The sequence below is a fragment of the Heyndrickxia sp. NPDC080065 genome (assembly GCF_050281185.1).
Classification (GTDB): Bacteria; Bacillota; Bacilli; order Bacillales; family Bacillaceae_C; genus Heyndrickxia.
Map to the genome: position 1 here is coordinate 66719 of NZ_JBNNWS010000012.1, position 23444 is coordinate 90162.

Consider the following 23444-nt stretch of genomic DNA (forward strand, 5'->3'; position numbering starts at 1 on the left):
AAATTATTGACATGGTTATTACTTATCTTACTGCACAACGGTTTGGTCCTATTTCCATTTCCCGTTGTTCTTCTTCATCTGGATTGATTTTACCCATATTAGTTTGACGAATTTCTTGGTATGCATTTGGTTGTGGAGGAAGATTCTCCGTTACCAATTTTCTAAATTCATTTTCATCTTCAATATTTAAACCATGATTTTTGGCAAATAGTACTCCTAATTTTTCAGCTACTGTACCATCATCATTTAACTCATCAATAATCATAAAGTGTGCTGGAAGAACGACTAATTCATCTGATAATTCTCTATAACGATTGTATAGAGTCTCTCTTAAATCTGAAACCCAATCTTCTGCCATACCAGCTAGGTCTGGTCTGCCAATTGAGTCGACGAATAAAATATCTCCTGAAAGTAAGAATTGTTCATCTACAACGAAAGAAGTGGAGCCAACGGTATGACCCGGTGAATATAAGGCATGAATATTAATGGTAGTATTTCCAATAGTCACATCATTTCCATCCGCTAACGGTTGGTATGTGAATGTTACATCTGTTGCATCTTTTGGTGGTAGCCAATAAGTTGCACCTGTTTTCTCTGCAATTTGACGTCCCCCAGAAATATGGTCAGCATGAAGATGCGTATCAAATACATGTGTAATTTTTGCACCTAAGTTGTCAGCAAAGTTTAGAAAAATATCAGTCATACGAGTGGCATCAATGATTGCAGCTTCCCCATTAGAAATGACCATATACGATAGACAGCCTTTTCCGATACGGACAAATTGATAAATCTCTCCACCTTCTTTCAAGTCTCCAACCTTAACAGGTTCTAAATGCTCACTCCAAGCTTTCATGCCTCCCTTTAAATACGAAACAGTCAATCCTGCTTCAGAGAGCATATCTGCAACCATGATAGAAGATCCTTCTTTTGCACAAACCACTAAGATATCTTTATCAGAAGGAAGTTTTTCTAAAATCTCCTCTACACCATCTAGTAATTCAAAATAGGGAACATTAAGGTAGTCAAAATGTTCACCTTCAATTTTCCAGTCATTAAAATCACTTTCATTTCTTACATCCAATACAAATAGCTTTTCTTTATTAAATACTTTTTTTGTCACATCTGCGGAAGTCATTACTTGAACAGTCATTTTAAATCTTACCCCCTACGGTATATTCAACTTTAAAAAAAGATGTTTTTCCTAAAATGTCAATGCTACATCTGCATCTTTAGCAAACTCTAAAAATGTTACAGCTCCGCCTACTTCTATTCCATCAATAAAATCTTCTTTTTGATATTGCTCGTTTTTCCAGACCATTGACTCATGCCCGGAACTACATTGACAACATTAGTAAATCCTTTTTTAGATAATTTTTGTGCTGCAAGATCACTACGATTACCAGTGCGGCATATAACGTAAATCTCATCTTCCTTATTTAATTGATCCATTCTCTCTTCTAATTCACCTAAAGGAATCGAAATTGCATTTGGAATATGATTAAATGCATATTCTGCAGATTCTCTAACATCGAGTAACACAATATCTTCATTTGCATTAATCTTCACTTCAAGATCCTCATTACTAATCACGTTAGGGTGGTTTTTCTCGTTTACTTCTTCACTCGAGGATTTTCGTAAGTAATGCTTTAAGACATCACCGTCTTCTATCGTTCCTAAATATTGGTGACCTGTACTCTGAGCCCATGCTTGAATATCGGCTCTGGAACCTTTATCTGTAGCTTGAACTTCGATTACTTGACCTTCCTCAAGGGTATTCATTGCCTTCTTTGTTTTCACAATCGGCATTGGACATGCTAATCCTTTTGCGTCTAAAATTACATTTGCTTTTATGCTTTCCATGATGAACCTCCTATTTTTATACCTAATAGGGTATATATGAAATCAAAAAAATTATTCCACTTCGCCTTCCCAAGCAAGCATTCCACCACTCATATTCATAACATTAAATCCTTCACTTTCTAAAATCTCCGTTGCCCGGCCACTTCTGCCGCCTGAACGGCATACCATAATATATTCAGCTGACTTATCTAATTCATTTATACGAGATTCAATTGTTCCTAAAGGAATGTTAACAGCTCCTGGAATTTTCCCAGCTTCTACTTCATCCACTTCACGAACATCAATGAGGTTTACCTTTTTACCTTCTTGAATGAATGTTTCTACTTCTTTTGGTGTGATTTCTTTCATTTTATATTCCTCCTAAATAAATGATTAAGACCAAGCACTCATGCCGCCTTTTACATTGGTAACTTGTTTAAATCCTTGTTTTTTTAACACCTTACATGCCTTATTACTTCTCATCCCGCTCTGGCAGATAACCACAACCTCTTTATCTTTAGAGAGCTGACTTACTTTTTGCTCTAACTGATGTAGAGGGATATTCTTAAATTGTCTAATATGGTTACCCTTAAACTCACCAGGTGTTCGAACATCCACAAATTGTTTATTCTTATCACTTAATTCATTTTTTAGTTGTGCAGATGTTATGTTTCTTACACCTTTAGTTGGGAGCATACGCGTGATGAAAAAGAGAATAATAAGGGCAAAAATAATATATTTTATATAATCCAATTGTAAAACCTCCATCAGAAGGAAATCGTATTCTTCCTTTTATTAAATGAATAAGTTAACATTACCATCCTGCGCATCTGCTAAATAAGCTGCAACACCTGCATATTCAATGTTATCTAATAGCTCTTCCTTTTGAAGTCCAAGAAGATCCATTGTCATTGTACAAGCGACTAATTTAACATCTTGTTCCTGTGCCATTTCAATAAGCTGTGGCAATGTCATCGCATTGTGCTTTTTAATTACCCCTTTAATCATTTTAGGACCAAAACCTGCAAAGTTCATTTTAGAAAGTCCCATTTTGTCTGCCCCTCTAGGCATCATTTTCCCAAACATCTTTTCCATAAATCCTTTTTTTAATGGAATATTTGTCTCTTGGCGTAACGCATTTAGACCCCAAAATGTATGGAAAATTGTTACTTCATGATCATAAGCAGCTGCACCATTTGCAATAATATACGCTGCCATAGCCTTATCATAATCACCACTAAATAAAACGATTGTTGTTTTTTTCGTATCTCCCATTGGAAACCTCCTGTATTGTAATAACCCATACCTGTATAGGTATTATGATATCTAAAAAAATTTAATCCTTTTTAATCCAAAACTTTAATACATTATTTTCTTCTTCAAAATGTAATAATTCATGGCCGCCTGATTTAGCCCAAGCACTTAAATCATTTTTTGCACCTTTATCTGTTGTATGAACTTCTAAAATTTGACCTGACTCCAGTTCATTGATTGCTTTTTTTGTTTTAACGATTGGCATTGGACATGCTAATCCTTTTGCATCTAAAATTTTATCTGAATTCATTTTTATACCTCCTACAAATTACCCCTACGGGTATTATCTTAATGAAAATAAAATAGGATGTCAACCTATTTTTTATCTACTTTTAACAAGTAGGTTAACAGCCTCTTTTACTAATTCCTCCGTACTTCTTTCTCCTGTTTCATTAGCTTTTTGCACACATTCCACTAAATTGGAGCTAACAACAACCCCAATCGTACGATCAATAGCCGTTCTCGTTGCTGAAAGTTGTGTTATCACTTCTTTACAATCCTTGTTTTCTTCCATCATCCGAAGAATTCCTCTTAATTGTCCTTCTATACGTTTTACACGATTTTTCATTTGATCATCGTAATACATGGATTACCCTCCTTTACAACAAAGACTTTCAATATTTTTATTTTTTTCTTTTGGATCTAAAATGGTATACCCCATAACGTTAAATTCAAATTGACGTAATAAACGAACTCCTACATTTCTTTCAAGTAGATTAGATACTACTATATGAACGTCATTATTAGGTATTTCATTAATAAATCTTTTTAAATAAGCTACAGGTATATTAATTGAGCCATCGATTGGATTATTATATGATATATTGTAATCTCTAATATCTATCACATTTATCTTATCACAAACGTGATCAATTAAAACAGAATCTACATCACAGACTGGGTAATATCTTTTATACGTTAGAGATAACAGAACTACTAAGATTGCTGCAATAATAATTAAAAAGATCATTTACAATACCGCCTTTAAGACAAGGAAAATTACTGACAAGCTTTATAATATACCCCTATAGGTATGATGTCAACTAAAATAAACAAAAATTTTTTTAAAACTTATTTGCTAAGAATGGACCGCTGTAAACGTAGCGGGTTCTGTTTTCGAGTACAAAATATCAATTATCATTAGAAAAGGGACATCAACTCACAACGATTTGGTTGTCCTTCTTTTTGTTGTTATCAAGGGATTTCTAATAAGATTAGCAAACTTTTGGTATGCTAAATCACACCTAAAAAGATGTGTTACAGAACATTCTGTATTGGTAATAATTAATAAGACTTTTATGCTCCATTTCATTTCAGTTCTGTTATGGTATTTGTGAAAAAATGTACTTAAAATAACGAAGCAGGTTGGAGAAGGAACTATTCTAAACTATCTAGAAATAAAGACTGTAATGAATAATGATTAAGGAGGTTAGTATGCTGCTACCACCCAAAATAAGAAACCGATTTAAAAAATAGATTGGAGTTTTTATATGAAGAAAGTAGTTTTAGCAGGAGGAACAGGCTTTATCGGTGAATATTTTAAGAATAAATTTAAGGAATTAGGATATGAGGTAAATATCATATCACGGCAAAAGCAACATATTTCTTGGGAAGATAAATTGGGCATTATAGAGGCATTAGAAGATACTGAACTTCTTATCAATCTTGCAGGGAAATCTGTAAATTGTCGATACAATGAAGCAAATAAAAATGAAATTATGAATTCAAGGATAAGGACAACCACATTACTTGGAGAGTCTATACAGGCATGTAATAATCCACCTGAGATTTGGATGAATTCCAGCACGGCAACCATTTATCGACACGCTGAAGATCGTCCGATGACAGAAGAAAAAGGAGAGATTGGTTCAGGATTCTCGGTTAATGTTGCAACAAACTGGGAGAAAGCCTTCTTTTCCTTTGACTTACCAAAAACAAGGCAAATCGCCTTACGCATAGCTATTGTATTAGGTAAGGACGGCGGAGTAATAATACCTTATAGAAATTTAGTGAAGTTTGGACTTGGAGGTATTCAGGGAAAGGGAAACCAAAAGTTTAGTTGGATATATATCGAAGATTTGTTTAAAATCGTTCTTTTTTTGAAAGATAAAGAAGAGCTAAGTGGAGTTTTTAATTGCTCTTCACCACAACCTGTTAGTAATCGTGAATTAATGAAAGTACTAAGAAAAACGATGGATGTTCCATTCGGTTTACCTTCGCCCAAATGGTTGTTGGAGATTGGATCGCTACTAATTAGAACAGAAACAGAATTGGTATTAAAAAGTCGGTGGGTTCTTCCAGACCGATTAGAACGTGAAGGTTACACGTTTACCTATAAAACACTTGATAAGACCTTGCAAGACATTTTAAAGTAAATGTAATGTTCTATGAATAAAGATTGTGAAAGGTTACTCTTAAAGTAAAGGGTGCAAGAGTTTAAGATCTAGCTGCCATTTCGGCGGCTTTTCTTATTGAACTATCGGGGCAGTTTAACGCAAGAAGGATTGCAGGAAAAAATATACAACAAATAGAAATACTTAAAATAACAAACTATGTGAGGAGATAATACTACTTTGAACATTTTAACTCTGATTTTAAGTTATTTAATAGGCTCAATTTCATTTGCTTTAATAGTCGGTAAAATGTTTTATAAGAAAGATATTCGTGATTATGGTAGTGGAAATCTTGGTGCAACTAATGCTTATAGAGTTTTAGGCATAAAAGCAGGAGTAATTGTTGCAATTGCTGATATATTAAAAGGTACACTTGCTTGTTTACTTCCACTAATACTTAGTTCTACGATTAATCCTATTGTTTGTGGTTTATTAGCCATATTAGGACACATATTTTCTGTATTTGCTAATTTTAAAGGTGGAAAAGCTGTTGCGACAGCAACTGGAGTTTTTTTATTTTTGACACCTTTAGGTGTTTTGGTTGGTTTTGTTGTGTTTGTACTAACTTTGTTATTTACTAAGTATGTATCACTAAGTTCAATGTTGGCTGGTATAGCATTATTTATTTACAGTCTAATATTTGAAGATAAAGTTATCATAGCACTTTCTCTACTAATAAGCGTATCAATAATCATTCTTCATCGACAAAATATAAAGAGAATTCTAAATGGAACAGAGAGCAAAATAGTTTAAAAATATTGAGTATAATGTTAAGCTAACGGGTAGCAATCGTATTATAAGGTTAACCAGTTTTTACTGGTTGACCTTTTTTTAATAGATTCTATTATATCAGTAGCCAGGGTAGGACGTACGGGTGCGTGGGACATGATCCCGTCAACTAAACTGTCCGCCCCCTACTTGTAGAAACATGTTTGAGGCTGGTTGGGACGCAGATCTCGTATAACAAGCGAAGCTATGATACTTCAAGATGGAATAGGGGTTACTGGTGAGTAATTTGTGAAAGGAAGAGATAAAAAATGAATCCAGTAGTTGGTCTGGATGTTTCAAAAGGTGAAAGTCAGGTCCAAGCATTTTTAGATAAAGGAAAACCATATAGAAAAAGTTTTACTGTATCGCACACTACTGAGCAATTAACAAATTTACTTCACTTTTTGGAGGAGGTGGAGGAGAAGACAAAGGTTGAGCCAACAGTAATATTAGAATCAACTGGGCATTACCACACACCTGTAATTCAATTTTTAGATGAGCAGAATTACTTGTACATTTTGGTTAATCCGTTACTTTCTTATAACGCAAAAAAATCAAGTTTACGAAAAGTAAAGACGGATGAAATTGATGCTTTTCGTTTGTGTGAACTGTTTTACAAAGAAGATTTTGAGCCATATAAGAAAAGGGGAATTCAACTATTAAACCTTCGTAATCTTACAAGACAGCATGAAACAATTACTGGTCTATATGTTCAAGCCAAATTACAGTTCCATGCGATTCTTGATCAGGTATTTCCTGAATACAAAGGGGTTTTTGGGGATACGTATTCTAAAGTGTCTTTAAATTTACTGTTGGAATTTAGTACGTCAGAATCTGTGTTACAGGCTGGGGAAAATAGATTAACTGAAAAGATTTCTTGCTTATGTTTGAGTCGTTCAGAACGGTGGGCTAGGGATAGAGCAAAGAAGCTCCTTGAAGCAGCGAACCGAAATCCATTTAAAAGCACATTGTATCAAAGTCATTTGATAAGTCTTGATATGTATATTCGTATGCTTCTCCAGTATCAAGAGCATCTAGCACGATTAGATGAGCAAATTGATGCCCTTGCAGGAGAAATAGAAGAATATAAGATTATCCAAACAATCCCTGGTATCGGAGAGAAAATCGCGGCAACGATTATTTCCGAAATTGGAGAGATTGATAGGTTTAATCACCCTAAAAACTGGTTGCTTTCTCTGGGCTTGATCCAAGTGTACATTCATCAGGTAAATTTACAGCGACGATAAATCGGATTACCAAGAGAGGATCAAGCAGATTGCGTCATGCCTTATATATGGCTGTTCTCTGTGGGATTAGAGGCTCTCGAAATAAAAAGCTAAAAGCGTTTTATGATAAAAAGCGAGAAGAAGGAAAACCCTTTAAAGTAGCAATGATTGCTTGTACAAACAAACTAGTTCATTGGATTTTTGCATTATTAAAAAGTAAAGAAACTTTCCTAGATTTAGCTTAAAATATACAATTTAGTAAGTAATGAAGAACCTTCCAATTCTAATGAGGAAGGTTATTTGGCATGAGCATTTTTAGTATAGCATCTATTTTTTTGTTTTTTAATGAAAAATATTGACATCCTATTAGCTGGTTTAGTTAAAGAGCCAGCTACCAATTTGGTGGCTTTTTCTTATTCGATAAAAGGGGCAGGTTTGTCGAATAAGATGGTTAGCGAATCCCTATTATGGTAAAGAGAAGAAGCCCTTCTGAGGTACCTCTGAAGGGCTTCTTTCTATATATGAATCGACTTAAACTTGAATATTCCTAGGGGGCATTCATAGATTAATTAAAGTTTAGTTAGGGGCTTTTGTTTGCAGTAGTTTAATCCCCATGCCGATAAAAATTATTCCTGTAATTTTGTTTAAAATCATTCCTATTTTTTGGTTTCCTCTAAGTTTTTTTGTAACATAAGAAGAAAAATAAGCCACAAATAAACACCATAACAACCCAGTGGTTGTAAAGGTCAGTCCCAAGATGAGAAATGGTATGGGTCCTGAAGCCTTTGTTTCTATGAATTGTGGAAGAAACGCAATAAAAAACAAAGATACTTTTGGATTTGTAAGACTCGTCAAAAGTCCTTGCACGTATAGTTTCCGTATATTTAGTTTGTCGGATGCCGCCGCTGCCTGAAACGCTGAATTGGACTTATCAAGTAACATGCGAATCCCTAAATACACTAAATACATAACACCTATAATCTTAATGGTATTAAATAAGAATACAGATTTAACAAGTATCATTGATAAACCAAACGCAACGAACAACGTGTGAGTCAAAGAACCAGTAATAATACCCAAAACAGAATATACACCAGCTTTTCTGCCTTGTGACATACTTCTCCCAACGATATACATCGTATCTGCACCAGGAATTAAATTCAACAAAATTCCTGTTAATAAAAATACTTCATAATGAATTATTCCGTACATATTAATTAAGCACCTCTTTCTATTTTTAGGGTGCCCTTATTGATAATACAGCATCATCTATGAAAATAGAAGTTTTTTCTCTAGCTATCCCAAAATTGTGAAAAAATGCACTTAAATTTTCGGGGGCTTTAGTTAAAGAAGAAATGGTAAAACTTAATGAAAACCGTCATTTTGATCAATCTTTTTTCGAAATAACGGTTTTCTATTTGTTGTATATGGATTGAATGTAGTTTTTTATCAATCTTTATTTTAAAGCTACAAATCAGTGTGGCACCAGTTAAGACTTATAGTGTAAATGATACAAACGATTGGAGTGCGGTTTTAAGAGTTGTTTATGGAAAAAAATCATTCATTTTTACTGGGGACGCAGAAACAAAATCTGAACATGACATGATTTTATGGTATCGAAACTGAATCGAAAAATTAAATAATTTAATTTCTAAACCCTGACAGCTTGTTGTCAGGGTTTAAGTGTCATACTAAGGTTAGTTAAACAAAAAGAGTGAGGGTAAATTAATGGAAATAGAAAATCTTCTAAATATTTCAACTCGTCAAGAATTAAGAGAATGGCTAACTGATAATTCTACAAAAGAAACAAGTTGCTGGATACCCCTCTCCATTTCTCCAAAACCAAACTTAATATTAGGTTTAGATGCTGTCGAAGAAGCACTTTGTTTTGGGTGGATAGATAACTCAGGGAAAAAAACTCCTGATGGCATACTTGCTGGACGTTTTACTCCAAGGAGAAAAAATAGTAGTTGGACTGAATTAAACAAGGAAAGAGTTCGACGATTGGAAAGATTGGGTTTAATGACTGATGAGGGGCGGAAGTGCCTGCCAGACATGTCGGAAAGTTCATTCAAAATACACCCTCGTGTAATGCAAGCTTTAAAAAGTAATCCAGGTGTTTATGAAAAATTTCTTGAATTTCCCGAACTATACAGGAGAGTTCGTGTGGACACCATTCAGTCTTGTCTAAAAAAGGGAAAAAAACAGGAGGAAGTCTTTGAACAACGTCTAAACAAATTAATTGAAAATACTCAACAAGGTAAAATGTATGGTGCTTGGAATGATAGCGGGCGGTTGTTAGAAAATTGATTTTTCCAGAATGAATTTTGACGTGTCTGATCATGTAAATTTTTTAAAAATCTAAATTGAAAGGAGGTAAAAATTTGAATACTCGTCAATGATTTATCCTGCTATGACTATAGTCTAAACAAACTAAAAAGTATTCTTGATTTAACTAGATGAAAATTTGTTGCCATTATCGGCGCAATACTTGGGAGTTAAAATAAAAAATTTTTAAGGAGTAAATAAAATGAAAAAAACACAGATTAAAAACATTGATGAAATTCCTGGACAACAAATTAACTGGGGTGGGGAAATAAATTTAACAGTAAAACCAGTTTCAGATGAAGGTCTGCTATCAAAGTGTAAAGTGTCCTTTGTGGAGCTTGAGCCTGGCAATCAAGCTTATGCATACCATTATCATGAAATCAATGAGGAAGTATTTGTTGTGCTTAGTGGCGAAGGTGTTGTTCGCACAATTAACGGAGAGAAAAAAATTAAAGCGGGAGATGCAATCTCTTTCCCAGCAGGCGAAGGTGGCTCTCATGTGGTGAAGAACACTTCAAACGAGAAGCTTGTGTATGTAGATTTTAGCACCATAAGTGAAGTGGAAATTTCCCGACATCCAGATACGGGGAAAATGATGGTATTGAGCAGCCAGACCTCCATTATTATGGATGATCCTAATAAGCAATAATGTTAGTTTTTTGAAAAACATCTAATGTGCAGATCATTCCACCAGTCTCAGTCAGAATCAATGGAATAGCCTCGATGAACTGAATCAAACCCTGACATTAAATTGTCAGGGTTTGATTGCCCATGTATAATGGACTTGAGGTGATCTCATGAAGTCAAGTCGATTATTCAATTTACTTGTATTGCTATCTGAAGATTGAAAAGTTTCGTCCACCGAACTTGCAAAAAAATTAGAGGTTTCTGTCAGGACAATTTATCGAGATGTTGAAGTGCTTGCTCAGGCAGGAATCCCGATATATGCAACTACCGGAAAACACGGCGGTATCCATCTTATGGATGGTTTCTTTATTGATAAAACAATGTTTTCAAACGATGAGCAACATGAAATAATGAGTTTTCTGCAAAGTTTGCGCAGTATTCCTGGTACGAATATTGAGATGATCAGGACAAAGTTTTCACAAATTTTTAATAAGCAAGCTGCAACTAAAGATGATTGGCTTGAAATTGACTTCTCATCTTGGATTCCTAATCATCGACAAAATGACATGGTCGCTGTTTTGAGAGATTGCATTCGCACATCATCTTTGCTTGAAATATCTTATATTAATATGCAAGGAGAAGTGAAGATTCGAACTGTAGAGCCAATAAAAGTAGTTTTCAAAACAAGGGAATGGTATCTTTACGCCTATTGTCAACTACAAGAAGACTATCGATGGTTTAGAATGTCTCGAATTTTAGAGTTCAAATCATTATTTGAGAATTCGATAAATAATCATTCTTATCACAGCACAACACAGGCTGACAATGAAATAAATAATGACTTGAAAACACATATCGAATTGTTATTTCCTTTAAAGGTAGCCCATTTAGTGTATGACATGTTTGATCATAGGTGCGTATTTCGTGAAGAAACAGATACAGTGAGAGTTTCAACTGATTGGTTTTTGGACGAGTGGACTTATCGACTCTTATTGTCTTTTGGAGAAAATATAACGGTATTAAAGCCTGCTGTACTTCGAAATGAGCTTAAAGAGCGACACATTAAAGCGTCTTTGAACTTGGACTGAAACCTTAACGCAATGTGCTTTGAATAAGAAATTAATAAATTAAGTGAGTAAATTTCGAGTGTATAATTGACTTGAAATTTTAACGTATGAACTATTTTACACCAAAAGAAAGCAAGGAATCACTATGAAAGTTTACGAAAAATCTTAAACAGACATTAAAACCCTGACAACTTCATGTCAGGGTTTTAATGTCATACATAGTTGTAGTTGAACATTAGAAGAGTGATTCTGATTAGTAGGGGATTCTAAACGCCCGAGCTTTTTGTTTAATTCCACTTAAAAGTAAAACTAAAGATATGGATTTAAAATAAAGTTGTACCGTTTTATCCTCGAAGAGCGACATAATTAATATTTTTATAATTTTTTTAACATCCAACTTAGTTCTAGAGATTCACGCAAGTTTGCCTGAATAGTTTCTTTCATTTCTTCTTCAGTAAACGTTTCATCTACAACTTCAAACCATAGTTTTCCGTTCTGCTTAAAAAAGAAGTTTTTCTTCTTAACTTTACTTCAAAATATATATTGAAAACACGAGATAGACCAAGTAATTTCCCTTGGTTTATATAAACTGCCGGTTTTTATTTTCTACCAATCCCTAATAAATATATTTCTTAACGGGCTTCTTCTAACAATAAAGGCAAACTAAGTGTAAATGTACTTCCTTTTCCCACTTCACTATTAACAAAAATAGCCCCTCTGAGTTTTTTTGCGACTTCTTGAGAAATATAAAGCCCTAGACCTGTACCACCGTATTTAGGATTACGTGATTTTTCTACGCGGTACAGGCGTTCATATATATTGCTTTGTTCTTCTTCCGGAATACCTATTCCAAAGTCTTGAATAGAAATGTGAAGCCGATTATTATCTATATTTCCGGTAATTTTTATCGGTGTTCCTGGAGGCGAATATTTCAAAGCATTTCCTATTAAATTATATAAAATACGATTGATACCTTCTTCGTCTGAATAAATAAAAGAAATTTTATCGTCTAATTCAATCAAAATATCTCTATTCTCATTTTTGAATTGCACTTGAAAACTATTTAATACTTCTACCAATATTTGGTCAATCCATATTTTATTTCGGGCAGGTTTTATCTTTTGGTTTTCTTGTGTAATAGTAAAATCAAATAATTCATCCGTTAATCGATTTAAGCGCATTACTTGAGTGTGAATAGATTCTAGGTATGTGGGCATATCGCTATCACTGACTAAATGATCCATAATAGCCTCAATTTGTGAACGAATGGAGGTAATGGGTGTTTTAATATCATGTGATAATTGTGAAACCATCGTGTTTTTTTCATTTTCAGATTTCTTTATTTGTTTGAATGATTTTTCTAATTGCTCAGTCATATAATTAAAATCTTTAGCAAGTTCAGCTAATTCTTTGGATGAATGAATATCTGTTATTTGTTCAAATTGACCTGTAGCTAGTTTTTTGCTATGACTGCTTAATTTTCTGATGGAATGAAAAGTAGGTAAAAATAGTAAGTAACTTACAATAAAAGAAAGGATGCACGCGACAATCATTATGAAAGTTACTATATAAGCGATATTTGATTTCAATACCATATATTTCACACTAAAAAACACGATAAAAATAACTAACATTAAAGCTAATCCGTAGGACAACATAATGATAGTACGTAATTTCAAGTTCCACCCACCTCTAGTTTATACCCCAGCCCCCAAATAGTTTTAATAATGGGGTATGGTTTGCCATCTGATGCTTTTTCAAGCTTTTCCCGCAAATGATGAATATGAACATTCAATGTATTGGCATCTTCATAGTAATCAGAGCCCCACACTTTTCCAAAAAGCTCTGATTTAGAATAGACTCTTTCCTGTTCAATTGCTAATATCCATAAAAGATCGAATTCTTTAAGGGTCAAATCCAATGTGTTTTCAAATAGAGTAGCTACCCGTTTTTCATAATCGATTTGTAATGAACCTCTATTAATGATAGAATTGCTGCTCTTATTGATTCGGCGTAAAATATTTTTGACTCTCAAGACTAATTCTCTTGGGCTGAAGGGCTTGGTAATATAATCTTCAGCACCAAGTGTTAAAGAATATAAACGGTCTTTCTCCTGTGTTTTTGCACTGATAAATAAGAACGGAATATCTTGATCTGAGTCTAGAATTTTTAAAATAAAATCATACCCATCGAGTTCAGGCATCATAATATCTGTTACAATTAGGTGAATTTGATACTGTTGACAAATGTCAAATGCTTCAGCACCATTTGATGCGATTAACACTGTGAAATTCTCTTTTTCAAGATAACGCTTTGATACATCTAAAATGGTAGGCTCGTCGTCCACAATAAGAATTGTTTTTTTCAATAGGTTCACCTCTGTTAATCCAACATACTATCCTTTCAGTTGAAAAGGAGTGAAACAGAGCTATTGAAAAAATAGTTCTATTTCACTCTGATGGGGAAAATCATTTAATACTATTATGCACTTTATTTTTATTAACTAAATAAAAATATAACCTTGTTACGCTGAAATAGGAAGTGTATTTATTTCCTAACAATAAGATGACCGCTATAGATAGCTGAACTGGATAAATATAAATCATATTAGATAGCCAGTAGTTAAGATTCATAAAGATGGCACATAAAATAGCAGGAAGTGTTAATATCCCTAAAATTAAGCCTAGACCAACTAATGTTTCACCCCAGGGAATCAATAGATTAAAAAGACTCATGTTTCGTTCTACAAAATGCACCATAAAGAATTTAAACCAATCAGGTGTTACATTATTATTTGCTACAGCTTCTGAGAGTCCAGACATAGTAAAATGAGCTTGTAATTTAAAAACACCTTGTTGTAACCAACTAACTCCAAGTCCTATTCTAATCAGTGAAAAGAGATACTTAAATAATTTGATCAATTTACATTTCCTCGCATAAAAATCAAATTTTACATTAATTTAGCAGAACCAAATATTACATGGGCTTTATTGCAATAGATGACTATTTTATTGTAACCTGTTGTATCGATGCCATTTAATGAGAAAGTTTGATCAGTATTTTCTAAATCAATTTTTGCAATTGATTTACCGGAGGCAATATCACCGTCTTTTGTTAAATATACATGTAGATCTGGACCTTTTTCTGTTTTAAAGTTTGATAACATTAATTTTCCATTACTGATGGTGGCTGTTCCTGAGACCATTTTTCCGTTTTCCCCCATAAACATCCCAGTTACAGACATATCTGGATTCATGATCATTGCTTGACCGAAAGTAACTTGAGCTTTGTTACAATAAATGACCACAGTATTGTACTTTGTTGTATCGATACCATTTAATGAGAAAGTTTGATCAGTATTTTCTAAATCAATTTTTGCAATTGATTTACCGGAGGCAATATCACCGTCTTTTGTTAAATATACATGTAGATCTGGACCTTTTTCTGTTTTAAAGTTTGATAACATTAATTTTCCATTACTGATGGTGGCTGTTCCTGAAACTATTTTTCCGTTTTTTCCCATAAAACTACCTGAAAGAGTAGATGTTGAGTCATTCTTTGAATTACTTGTAGTCTTAGTCATGGATGAATTCTCTTGCTTAGTTGTCACATTGCTCTTTGTCATCTCATTTTTATCATTTGTATTCCCACAAGCTGCTAAAGCAAAAGCCATTGTTAAAATGAGTAATAACATGCCTAAAAAATTTTTCTTCAATTAAATCACTCCTAATTTGTTATTTTTAATTATTACGGTTATCAATATAACAAATAGAGTTAATCCCATAATTATTTATTTCTTAAGTAAGTCTTAATTATCTCGTATTTCGTATTAAGAAAAATCTGGCACGATTAGAGAAGCTTAGTTTCCTGGAGGTTGTTATTCAACTTGCAAATAAATTGAACTTTCCAATCGTGGCCGATCCACTTTCCCAGCTGAGGAGGGGAATTCACAATGGAAGCCTTATAATTGATACATATGATAGCTTTTTGAGAAATGAGAATACTAAAAAGGCCCTTAAACCAAATGTGATTATTCGCTTTGGTGTAATGCCTGTATCAAAACCATTGACGATTTTTATTAAGGAAAACAGCACTGCTCGCCAAGTCATTGTCGATGGCGGTAGAGGTAGAGGTTGGCGAGATCCGACTTTACTTTCTACTGAAATGGTACATTGCGATGAAGTACAGTTCTGTAAGATCTTTCTAACTCATTTAGAAGAGATTTGGTACTGTAGGCTGTGCTGGAGATACTTCCCCTTTAAGTAGACAGTATTAAAAAAGTCCGCAAATGATGCGGAATAATACACTACTACTTGGAGGGGATATTTATGACTAAAAAGGGTGGCCTAAATCCTTCATCATATTTGACCATATAAAACACCCCAAAAGTTAAAGTTTTTGGTCTAACTTTTGGGGTGCAAATCAAATTCCACTGGCTTGCGGTTTTTCTAATTAGTAAAAGGGCATTGTTAAGACTACGTGAGTAAAAAGCCCGGGACGTTTGTTAATGTGGCATTTTATTTTGTGAGCCGAATATCAAGAAACACGCTCGATTGCTGAAATTGTGAAAAGGGTTTAAATAATTCAAGTGGATTAGAATGCCTGATGAATTATATTCAACGAAAACGATATTAAATTAACTTTTATCTAAGTGTAGGGGCGTCTAAAGGACCCTCATTATGTTTTAGAAGTCTATTTTGAATTTCCTTTGTTAGTGGAACTGTCTTTCTATGTTTAAAATCAAAGCCGGCTAATACGACCTTTCCACGCGCAACCCAATTTTGATGCTCGTCCTTAATGGCATGTTCAACATCAAAACTAGATTGTCCAATCCTGCTAATCCAAGTGTACACGGTGAAATTTTGGGCATAAACCATCTCACGAATGTAGTCACATTGGGTAGAAGCAACAATTAGATTCCACGAGCTTATGCTTAAATTAGGATTAAATATTTGAAAAATCTCACTTCTAGCTTCTTCAAAATATGTTAAATAAGTAGCGTTATTTACATGCCCCAAAGAATCACATTCCTTGAAACGTACAATCATTTCAGTATTGAACATTTTATAGTCTCCTTTAAGTAAATATTTGTGTTTCCATTTCTTTTTTTCTTATGAAGTTCAGGAAAGTAAAAGTCTAAAAATTGCTGCTCCTACCTAGATAATCATCGAGAAATAAAAAGGAAAGTGTGTCAACCGGAGCACAACGTCATAATTCTCCTGAATGAATTTTATATGAATCCTGCCTTTTAGCAATTTGTAATTACATTAATTGCTAAACTCGTATAAAGTTCTCTCAGTTCCTCTTCCATCATCGAAAAAAAATGTTTCTTTTTAGGAAAACGTTTATTCTTCACAACAGTAGTATAAGCTTGAATTGATTCCAATATAAAGCAGCCAATGATACCTGTCCTAAAGTCTGAACTAAAAAATTAAGTATCATCTTACGGGTCAGAACATTATAATCGCCTACAACTTTCGTGGCCATGTTGTGATTATCAATCCCTGAATAATTAACCTTTCTTTTTCATCTGGGTTAATGTGATGATCCCCTTCATTCCTGAAACTTTAGTAAATAATTTATCTTCTATCATGAATGTCCTTCAAAAGTAATGACATCTCCAACCTGTAAAGTCACCATTCTCCTCTTCAACTATTACCTTTTTTTAATTCGACAATTACAAATGCGCCAAAGCAACGGTTTACCCAAATTTGGATAGTGAATGAGAGTTACAACTCCTTGCAAACATCGACCCATTCTAATGCATTCCCATACTGAAAAACCTCATCTGGGGAAAGCTCTACAACATGATATGGGCTACCACAAGCAGGAAACAAAGTCTCATACTGTTTTATCGAACTATCAATATAAACAGGAATATTATCAGGAATCGCAAATGGACATACACCACCAACAGTTTGTCCCGTCATAAGTGTTACCTCATCGGCTGTAAGCATACGGGCTTTCATCCCGAAGTAATGTCGGAATTTTTTGTTATCAATCCCAGCATTGCCAGCCATAACAAGCATCATACAACTATCGTCTTTCCGCAGAGTTAAAGTTTTGGCAATTTTTGCTGGGATTACCCCGATTGTTTTTGCTGCTTCTTCTACAGTTGCACACGAGTCACCAAAAGTTTTAATACGATTTTCTAAGTTACGATCTTCAAAATATTGTTTAACAATTTTAAATGTCATAGTTATTCTCCTTGTATTTTATGAAAAAATTAGTTTTACGGCACTATATAAAAGTAACGCCGCCATGACTATATTGGAAACACGAAAATACTTCTTTAATAAGTCACTAAAAGCGGAACCCGTAACTGCCCAAATATAAGTGGCTCCATTTCCTATTAGAGATAACAAGAGTATGAACCCTAAAATTGAGATGGAAGAATGATAATTTGTCAGTACAAAACTGGTAAAGACAGTAATGCCCCATAATATAATTTTCACATTCACAAATTGAAGTATAAAGCCTTTCCAAAACGATGGAGAATTTTCATTTTCCGTTACTTCCAAAGGCTTGCTGATTACGACGTGATATGCCAACCAAACAATATAGGCAACACCAAGATATTTCATATAGATCAATATGTTTGGCAACATCGCTACCAAAACGGTGCTAAAAACACCACACACGGCCATAACGCCTAAAAATCCTGTATAGATACCAAACAACAATTTCCTACTTTGTTTTAGTCCGAGGTTTCCAGTAGAATTGAGTGCTAAAATATTGTTTGGTCCCGGCGAAAGGGCTGTTACTATAGTGTAAGAAAAAAAGGATAGCCAAACACCATAACTCACTTGAAATCCACCTCCCTTTCTCTTAAAATATCATTAAAGGATATATCAATCAAATTGAATTATTCAAATTCAAAATTCAATGAAAGTGAATGAATGGTGTAATGGAACTTAAATATCTTCAAACACTCAAAACAATATTAGAAACTGGCAGTTTTCTCGGTGCTGCCCGAAAATTAAACTACACTCAATCGACAGTTACTTTTCAAATGCAGCAGTTAGAGCAGAAATTATCTGTCAAGTTATTTGAAAAAATAGGTAGGAAAATGGTTATAACACAAGCTGGAGAAGATATTCTGCCTTTTGTTGAAACCATACTGCAATCAGTTGAACAGTTAGAAAATTATGGTAAGAGAACAAAGGAACTTAAAGGGAATTTGAAGGTTGCAATGCCAGAGACATTGTTGACTAATCAAATGCAACCTGTCTTAAAGGCTTTTCGAGAGCAAGCCCCTGGAGTGAAACTTTCACTACAAGCGCTAAACTGTTATACAATCCGTGATCAAGTAGTAAATGGTGGTGCTGATATTGGTGTCCATTATGATGTAGGGGGATATGGGGCATCTATGGTAATTGAACAATTAGCAGATTTTCCTTTATCGCTAATCGCCAGTCCATCATTAGAAAATAAATTTTGTGATTTTATAACTGAAGGTCAAAGAAGTTCAGTCTGTTTGATTACAAATGATCGGGAAAGTATTTATCAAGAAATGTTTGATAATTACTTAAAAGAAAAAGATATTAGGCTTGAAGGAATTATGGAGTTAGGTAGTATCGAAACAATAAAACAAAGTGTTAATAGTAATTTAGGGGTTGCGTTTCTCCCTCGCTTTGCAGTAGAAAATGAATTGGAAAATGGAACCTTACAAGAACTCAAAACAGGGCTTTTTGATAGAAACATTACAGCAGTTTGCGTCTATCATAAGAACAAATGGATTACACCGGCAATGGAATTATTCATTAGATTATCAAAAGAGTGCCTGAGTCATACAAGCTAATCTATAGGCTATAAATTTTCCAATAATAATCCTGTTATACAATCTGAGAAACTTTTTTCTACTTGATCTAAAAAATATATTTCTATGAAGAATTTTCAAATAGAATAGTTGGGCATTTTTTAATCGAAGAAATTTATAAACCTGTTATAGAACCAAAAGGATTTCTTAAAAACAAACCAATTTTAAAATCATTTATTAGTTCAAAGAATATAAACTCACTATTCCAACCAACCATACTATACCCTCGTTAAGGGGTGTTTATCACGAAGAATATTTAGACATCAATCTTCCATAATCGGGCAGCAAGAAGTCTCTTTCTTATGTTAATGGCTAACTAGTAGCAATTTGTTAAAATTAACTTACATCTAATGCAAGGTAGGATAATTTATGAGTACTTTTACAAACTATATAGAATTCAATAGAGAAAAATGGGCAGCTTTGCGAAATAAAACTCCTTTGTTACTATCAGAAGATGAATTAGAGAGTATAAAAGGAACAAACGATATAATTTCTCTTCAAGAAGTTGAAGAGATTTATTTGCCTTTGGCACGTTTAATTAATTTAAAAGTGAAAGCTTCACGACAATTTCAGGGAGTAACCAACTCATTTTTAGACTATAAGGCTAAAAAAATCCCATTTATTATTGGAATTGCAGGTAGTGTAGCTGTTGGAAAGAGCACTACAGCCAGAGTTCTTCAAACACTTTTATCGAAGTGGGGAAACCATAAAAGAGTAGAACTAGTTACAACAGATGGTTTTTTATATCCTAAAGATACTTTAGAGAAAAAGGGACTGATGAGTAGAAAAGGATTTCCCGAAAGCTACGATACCCAAAAATTGATTGATTTTATGGTCAGAGTGAAATCAGGAGAAGACAAAGTCGAAGCTCCAGTTTATTGCCACCTAACTTATGACATACTGACCAATAATGTAGAGGTTATTAGTAATCCAGATATTCTAATAGTAGAAGGTATTAATGTTCTTCAAGTCAACAATTCACATCATGTATTTGTCAGTGACTTTTTTGACTTTTCAATCTATATTGACTCCGATGAGAGCAATATAAGGAAATGGTATATTGAAAGGTTCCTTTTACTACAAAAGACAGCTTTTTTGAATAGAGAATCTTATTTTCATCAGTATAAGAATTTGTCTCAGGATGAAGCTATCAAAAGAGCTACTGAAATTTGGATAGACATTAATGCAAAAAACTTAAAAGAAAATATATTACCTACGAGGCGAAGGGCTAATATTGTAATTAGAAAGGGGCACGACCATAGAATTAAAAAGGTATATTTAAGAAAGTTCTAGGCAGTAGGAAGAAAAAAGTACGTCCGTATTATAAATCATTAAAAGATTCCCAAGTGCATCATTAATGCAGAAAAAAGTGATTTTTACATGTGGAGTGTTAGTTAATGACCCAAAAATGAAAGAAATTAAATTATGCTATTAGGCTTGTTTCTATTTCAGTTGAAGACTATTGTGTATTTTCCCTATAAATCAAAACGTATTTAACAAAGTCATTTTAAAAGTAAGTTTGTGAAATAGTGTACTTAAAGTAAATGGTGCTTTGGTTAAACAAGATTAATAATAAATTACATAAAAAACACCGTGCAATTTCGGAGTTTTTTTGTATGAGAATTAATTTGTTATATCACCAACAATTTTAAGTTCCTTTAAACTTTCTTCAATTCTCTTAACTGCTTCGTCCATGGTATAGTGGGTTTCAATTGTGTAATCAAACATCCCTCATTCTCCTTAAAACACTTTATTCTTTTTTATAATATTCATCCTTTTTTCGCTTCCTAAAGCGCTAATTTTAATTGATACCGATTGTCGGGAAAAAAGCACTTCAATTCCCCTTTAAATTTCAATAATTATAGGAACAACCATTGGATTTTTCTTCATTTCATTAAACATATGTTGCTGGATTGATTTTTTTATTTCTCTTTTCATTACCTTCCGTTCGTTTCGATTCTCCTCTTGTAGCCCATTAACCGTTTTTGTAGTAAGTTGATTAATATTTTTTCGGATATCTGAGAAATCACCGTCCGTAAATCCGCGGGATATTGTTTCCGGTTCACCAAGCAGCTTTCCTTCTGCTTTGCTTATCGCTAAAACAATGATGAGCATTCCATCCTCTGAAAACTGTTTACGATCTCGTAAAACAAATTCCCCTACATTCCCAACATTTCCACCGTCTATGTAAGTGTTCCCAACAGGAAAATGGCGGGTCTGGCGCGCAATTCCATGTTCAATATCGACAACATCGCCATTATTGATAATAAACGTGTTTCCTTGCTCTACTCCAACGGATTCAGCTAATAAACGATGATGGTGCAGCATTCTAAGTTCACCGTGAATCGGAATAAAATATTTTGGTTTCATTAAAGTAAGCATTAGTTTTAAATCTTCTTGATAACCATGACCGGAAACATGCATGCCGGATGAACTTCCTGATCCATAAATCACCTTGGCTCCAATGGCATAAAAATTGTCTACAATACTTGTTATACTTCTTTCATTCCCAGGTATTGGACCTGCTGCAAGAATAACCGTATCTTTTGGTAAAACTTCGACACCGCGAAAGTTTCCAGTCGACAAGCGGGCAAGTGCAGCCAATGGTTCTCCTTGGCTCCCCGTACATAAAATAGTTACCTTTTCAGGAGGCAGTTCATTTATTTCATTTTGGTCTATTAACATTCCATCAGGAACTGTTAAGTAACCTCGTTCTATAGCAACCCCTACTACATTCACCATACTTCTTCCAAGCAACGCAAGTTTTCGATTTGTTTTTTGTGCAGCATTCACGACCTGTTGCACACGGCTAATATTGGAAGCAAAGGTAGAAATAATAATCTTTCGTTCCGCTTTCATGAAAGCTGCTTCTACGTGATCAGCTATCATTTTTTCGGATGGGGTCAAGCCGATACGTTCGGCATTTGTACTCTCGGACAATAGAAGTAAAACCCCTTCATTACCGATTTCAGCCATTTTATGAATATCCGAACGCTCATCCCTTTTCTCAGGAGTTAAATCAAACTTAAAGTCCCCGGTATGTACAATATTCCCCTCTGGTGTGTGAAAGACGATACCCAAGCAATCAGGAATACTATGAGTCACTTTGAAAAAGCCTACACATATTTTTCCGAATGTTAATTTTGAATTTGCGTTGATTTCAATAAGATTGCTTTCTCTTAAAAATTTATGTTCTTTTAATTTGATTTCAATTAATCCTAGTGTGAAGCGTGTAGCATAAACGGGGACATTTATTTTTTTCAAAAAGAACGGAATCCCTCCGATATGATCTTCATGACCATGTGTGACAATTAAAGCCTTTACCCTATCTTTATTTTCTATTAAGTAAGTGATATCTGGAATAATCAAATCAATTCCTAATAAACTTTCATCTGGAAACTTGTTGCCACAATCGACAATCACGATATCGTTAGCATATTCAATTGCATACATATTTTTCCCGATTTCATTTAAGCCACCTAAGGCGAAAATAGATAAGATATTCTCATTTGTACTCACCTTAATATCCTCCCACTATAAATATAAACTTAGTATGTCCATTGTTTTATCGTTTATCAGTGGAATGAATGGATTTAGGCATTCTACACATTGTACATTTATATCAAAAATTAACTGCTCTTTTTCACTAATTAATTTTTTGACACACATATTAGAAAGAAGTAATATGATAGTATAAAACATATTAGTGATTTCTAATATGATGGAGGGAATACAGTGATTAAAGAAATTGATTTAGATACAAAAGTAAAGTTTTTACAAGGGTTTGCGCATAAAATAAGAATTCAAATTCTGGAATGTATTAAACAAGAAGAAAAAACGGTATCTCAGATTGTCCATGATTTAAATGGTAACCAATCAAATATCTCCCAGCACCTAGCATGTCTAAAAGGCTGTGGGTTAATCGTTGGAAGACAGGAAGGAAAATATATTTACTATAGTTTAAGAAATCAACAAGTTCGTGATTTGTTAACGATGTTTGATGTCGTTCTAGAAGAAGTGGAAAATGACGTTACTTGTTGTAAAAATCATATCGTTTAGAAGG

Annotated in this window: 27 protein-coding genes and 5 pseudogenes; 13 read left to right on the forward strand and 19 right to left on the reverse strand. The window is 33.8% G+C overall.

What is annotated here, in order from left to right:
- Positions 1–22: 22 nt before the first annotated feature.
- From ACQKP0_RS15480 to ACQKP0_RS15520, 9 genes and pseudogenes are all read right to left on the reverse strand, one after another.
- Positions 23–1150 (reverse strand): MBL fold metallo-hydrolase, encoded by a 1128-nt coding sequence (locus ACQKP0_RS15480; protein ID WP_427406758.1) that lies wholly within the window; start codon positions 1148–1150, stop codon positions 23–25.
- Positions 1151–1201: 51 nt separating this feature from the next.
- Positions 1202–1294, reverse strand: a pseudogene (locus ACQKP0_RS15485) (DsrE/DsrF/DrsH-like family protein); the annotation flags it as partial.
- A complete protein-coding gene (locus ACQKP0_RS15490) occupies positions 1267–1860 on the reverse strand; it encodes a sulfurtransferase TusA family protein (protein WP_427406759.1) in 594 nt (197 codons plus the stop codon). The pseudogene ACQKP0_RS15485 and the gene ACQKP0_RS15490, both read right to left, overlap by 28 nt.
- Positions 1861–1911: 51 nt before the next feature.
- Entirely contained in the window at positions 1912–2208 is a 297-nt protein-coding gene (locus tag ACQKP0_RS15495) for a rhodanese-like domain-containing protein (RefSeq protein WP_427406760.1), read from the reverse strand.
- 24 nt (positions 2209–2232) lie between these two features.
- Positions 2233–2592, reverse strand: coding sequence for a rhodanese-like domain-containing protein (locus tag ACQKP0_RS15500; protein ID WP_427406761.1), 360 nt, complete (start codon positions 2590–2592; stop codon positions 2233–2235).
- A gap of 42 nt (positions 2593–2634) precedes the next feature.
- Positions 2635–3114 (reverse strand): DsrE/DsrF/DrsH-like family protein, encoded by a 480-nt coding sequence (locus ACQKP0_RS15505; RefSeq protein WP_427406762.1) that lies wholly within the window; start codon positions 3112–3114, stop codon positions 2635–2637.
- A gap of 61 nt (positions 3115–3175) precedes the next feature.
- Positions 3176–3403 carry a sulfurtransferase TusA family protein gene (locus tag ACQKP0_RS15510; RefSeq protein WP_427406763.1) on the reverse strand — a complete coding sequence of 76 codons (228 nt, stop codon included), beginning with the start codon at positions 3401–3403 and terminating at the stop codon, positions 3176–3178.
- Between the two features lie 72 nt (positions 3404–3475).
- The gene (locus tag ACQKP0_RS15515) at positions 3476–3739 is read right to left on the reverse strand and encodes a metal-sensitive transcriptional regulator (protein ID WP_427406764.1); all 264 of its coding nucleotides are present in this window, start codon (positions 3737–3739) and stop codon (positions 3476–3478) included.
- A gap of 3 nt (positions 3740–3742) precedes the next feature.
- Positions 3743–4123, reverse strand: a complete 381-nt coding sequence (locus ACQKP0_RS15520) for a hypothetical protein (RefSeq protein WP_427406765.1) — start codon at positions 4121–4123, stop codon at positions 3743–3745.
- A 520-nt stretch (positions 4124–4643) separates the two neighbouring features.
- Here ACQKP0_RS15520 and ACQKP0_RS15525 point away from each other — a divergent pair.
- The 4 genes and pseudogenes from ACQKP0_RS15525 (at position 4644) to ACQKP0_RS15540 (ending at position 8014) form a co-directional block, all read left to right on the forward strand.
- Positions 4644–5528 carry a TIGR01777 family oxidoreductase gene (locus ACQKP0_RS15525; protein ID WP_427406766.1) on the forward strand — a complete coding sequence of 295 codons (885 nt, stop codon included), beginning with the start codon at positions 4644–4646 and terminating at the stop codon, positions 5526–5528.
- 198 nt (positions 5529–5726) lie between these two features.
- The gene (plsY, locus tag ACQKP0_RS15530) at positions 5727–6299 is read left to right on the forward strand and encodes a glycerol-3-phosphate 1-O-acyltransferase PlsY (RefSeq protein ID WP_427406767.1); all 573 of its coding nucleotides are present in this window, start codon (positions 5727–5729) and stop codon (positions 6297–6299) included.
- 284 nt (positions 6300–6583) lie between these two features.
- Positions 6584–7785 (forward strand): annotated as a pseudogene (locus ACQKP0_RS15535) (IS110 family transposase).
- Between the two features lie 100 nt (positions 7786–7885).
- Positions 7886–8014 (forward strand): hypothetical protein, encoded by a 129-nt coding sequence (locus tag ACQKP0_RS15540; protein ID WP_427406768.1) that lies wholly within the window; start codon positions 7886–7888, stop codon positions 8012–8014.
- Positions 8015–8116: 102 nt separating this feature from the next.
- Here the strand turns inward: ACQKP0_RS15540 and ACQKP0_RS15545 are convergent, their stop codons facing one another.
- On the reverse strand, positions 8117–8752 hold the full coding sequence (locus ACQKP0_RS15545; protein WP_427406769.1) for a LysE family translocator: 636 nt from the start codon (positions 8750–8752) through the stop codon (positions 8117–8119).
- Between the two features lie 267 nt (positions 8753–9019).
- On the opposite strand from ACQKP0_RS15545, the pseudogene ACQKP0_RS15550 reads away from it, so the two are divergent.
- From ACQKP0_RS15550 to ACQKP0_RS15570, 5 genes and pseudogenes are all read left to right on the forward strand, one after another.
- Positions 9020–9157 (forward strand): annotated as a pseudogene (locus ACQKP0_RS15550) (MBL fold metallo-hydrolase); the annotation flags it as partial.
- A 111-nt stretch (positions 9158–9268) separates the two neighbouring features.
- Positions 9269–9850: a YdeI/OmpD-associated family protein gene (locus ACQKP0_RS15555; RefSeq protein WP_427406770.1), complete on the forward strand. Its 582-nt coding sequence runs from the start codon at positions 9269–9271 to the stop codon at positions 9848–9850.
- Between the two features lie 220 nt (positions 9851–10070).
- On the forward strand, positions 10071–10517 hold the full coding sequence (locus ACQKP0_RS15560; protein ID WP_427406771.1) for a cupin domain-containing protein: 447 nt from the start codon (positions 10071–10073) through the stop codon (positions 10515–10517).
- 214 nt (positions 10518–10731) lie between these two features.
- Positions 10732–10827 (forward strand): annotated as a pseudogene (locus tag ACQKP0_RS15565) (HTH domain-containing protein); the annotation flags it as partial.
- A 126-nt stretch (positions 10828–10953) separates the two neighbouring features.
- The gene (locus ACQKP0_RS15570; RefSeq protein ID WP_427406853.1) at positions 10954–11583 is read left to right on the forward strand and encodes a helix-turn-helix transcriptional regulator; all 630 of its coding nucleotides are present in this window, start codon (positions 10954–10956) and stop codon (positions 11581–11583) included.
- Positions 11584–12194: 611 nt separating this feature from the next.
- On the opposite strand, the gene ACQKP0_RS15575 is transcribed toward ACQKP0_RS15570, so the two are convergent.
- The 5 genes and pseudogenes from ACQKP0_RS15575 to ACQKP0_RS15595 all read right to left on the reverse strand — a co-directional run.
- On the reverse strand, positions 12195–13241 hold the full coding sequence (locus ACQKP0_RS15575) for a HAMP domain-containing sensor histidine kinase (protein WP_427406772.1): 1047 nt from the start codon (positions 13239–13241) through the stop codon (positions 12195–12197).
- The gene (locus ACQKP0_RS15580) at positions 13238–13930 is read right to left on the reverse strand and encodes a response regulator transcription factor (protein ID WP_427406773.1); all 693 of its coding nucleotides are present in this window, start codon (positions 13928–13930) and stop codon (positions 13238–13240) included. The genes ACQKP0_RS15575 and ACQKP0_RS15580 overlap by 4 nt, the downstream gene beginning before the upstream one ends.
- A 100-nt stretch (positions 13931–14030) precedes the next feature.
- Entirely contained in the window at positions 14031–14483 is a 453-nt protein-coding gene (locus ACQKP0_RS15585; RefSeq protein ID WP_427406774.1) for a DoxX family membrane protein, read from the reverse strand.
- Between the two features lie 29 nt (positions 14484–14512).
- Positions 14513–14824 carry a DM13 domain-containing protein gene (locus ACQKP0_RS15590; protein WP_427406854.1) on the reverse strand — a complete coding sequence of 104 codons (312 nt, stop codon included), beginning with the start codon at positions 14822–14824 and terminating at the stop codon, positions 14513–14515.
- Positions 14816–15256: pseudogene (locus tag ACQKP0_RS15595) on the reverse strand (DM13 domain-containing protein); the annotation flags it as partial. The pseudogene ACQKP0_RS15595 and the gene ACQKP0_RS15590, both read right to left, overlap by 9 nt.
- Before the next feature lie 185 nt (positions 15257–15441).
- On the opposite strand from ACQKP0_RS15595, the gene ACQKP0_RS15600 reads away from it, so the two are divergent.
- A complete protein-coding gene (locus ACQKP0_RS15600) occupies positions 15442–15828 on the forward strand; it encodes a hypothetical protein (protein WP_427406855.1) in 387 nt (128 codons plus the stop codon).
- A 377-nt stretch (positions 15829–16205) separates the two neighbouring features.
- Here ACQKP0_RS15600 and ACQKP0_RS15605 read toward each other — a convergent pair whose 3' ends face one another.
- From ACQKP0_RS15605 to ACQKP0_RS15615, 3 genes are all read right to left on the reverse strand, one after another.
- Positions 16206–16625: an acyl-CoA thioesterase gene (locus tag ACQKP0_RS15605; RefSeq protein WP_427406775.1), complete on the reverse strand. Its 420-nt coding sequence runs from the start codon at positions 16623–16625 to the stop codon at positions 16206–16208.
- 666 nt (positions 16626–17291) lie between these two features.
- Positions 17292–17759: a YbaK/EbsC family protein gene (locus ACQKP0_RS15610; protein ID WP_427406776.1), complete on the reverse strand. Its 468-nt coding sequence runs from the start codon at positions 17757–17759 to the stop codon at positions 17292–17294.
- 18 nt (positions 17760–17777) lie between these two features.
- A complete protein-coding gene (locus tag ACQKP0_RS15615; RefSeq protein ID WP_427406777.1) occupies positions 17778–18368 on the reverse strand; it encodes a LysE family transporter in 591 nt (196 codons plus the stop codon).
- Positions 18369–18457: 89 nt separating this feature from the next.
- Between ACQKP0_RS15615 and ACQKP0_RS15620 the strand changes: the two genes are divergently transcribed.
- Positions 18458–19363, forward strand: coding sequence for a LysR family transcriptional regulator (locus ACQKP0_RS15620; protein ID WP_427406778.1), 906 nt, complete (start codon positions 18458–18460; stop codon positions 19361–19363).
- A 387-nt stretch (positions 19364–19750) separates the two neighbouring features.
- A complete protein-coding gene (coaA, locus tag ACQKP0_RS15625; protein WP_427406779.1) occupies positions 19751–20674 on the forward strand; it encodes a type I pantothenate kinase in 924 nt (307 codons plus the stop codon).
- 552 nt (positions 20675–21226) lie between these two features.
- On the opposite strand, the gene ACQKP0_RS15630 is transcribed toward coaA, so the two are convergent.
- Positions 21227–22900, reverse strand: coding sequence for a ribonuclease J (locus ACQKP0_RS15630; RefSeq protein ID WP_427406780.1), 1674 nt, complete (start codon positions 22898–22900; stop codon positions 21227–21229).
- Positions 22901–23119: 219 nt separating this feature from the next.
- On the opposite strand from ACQKP0_RS15630, the gene ACQKP0_RS15635 reads away from it, so the two are divergent.
- On the forward strand, positions 23120–23440 hold the full coding sequence (locus tag ACQKP0_RS15635) for an ArsR/SmtB family transcription factor (RefSeq protein ID WP_427406856.1): 321 nt from the start codon (positions 23120–23122) through the stop codon (positions 23438–23440).
- The last annotated feature ends 4 nt before the right edge of the window (positions 23441–23444 follow it).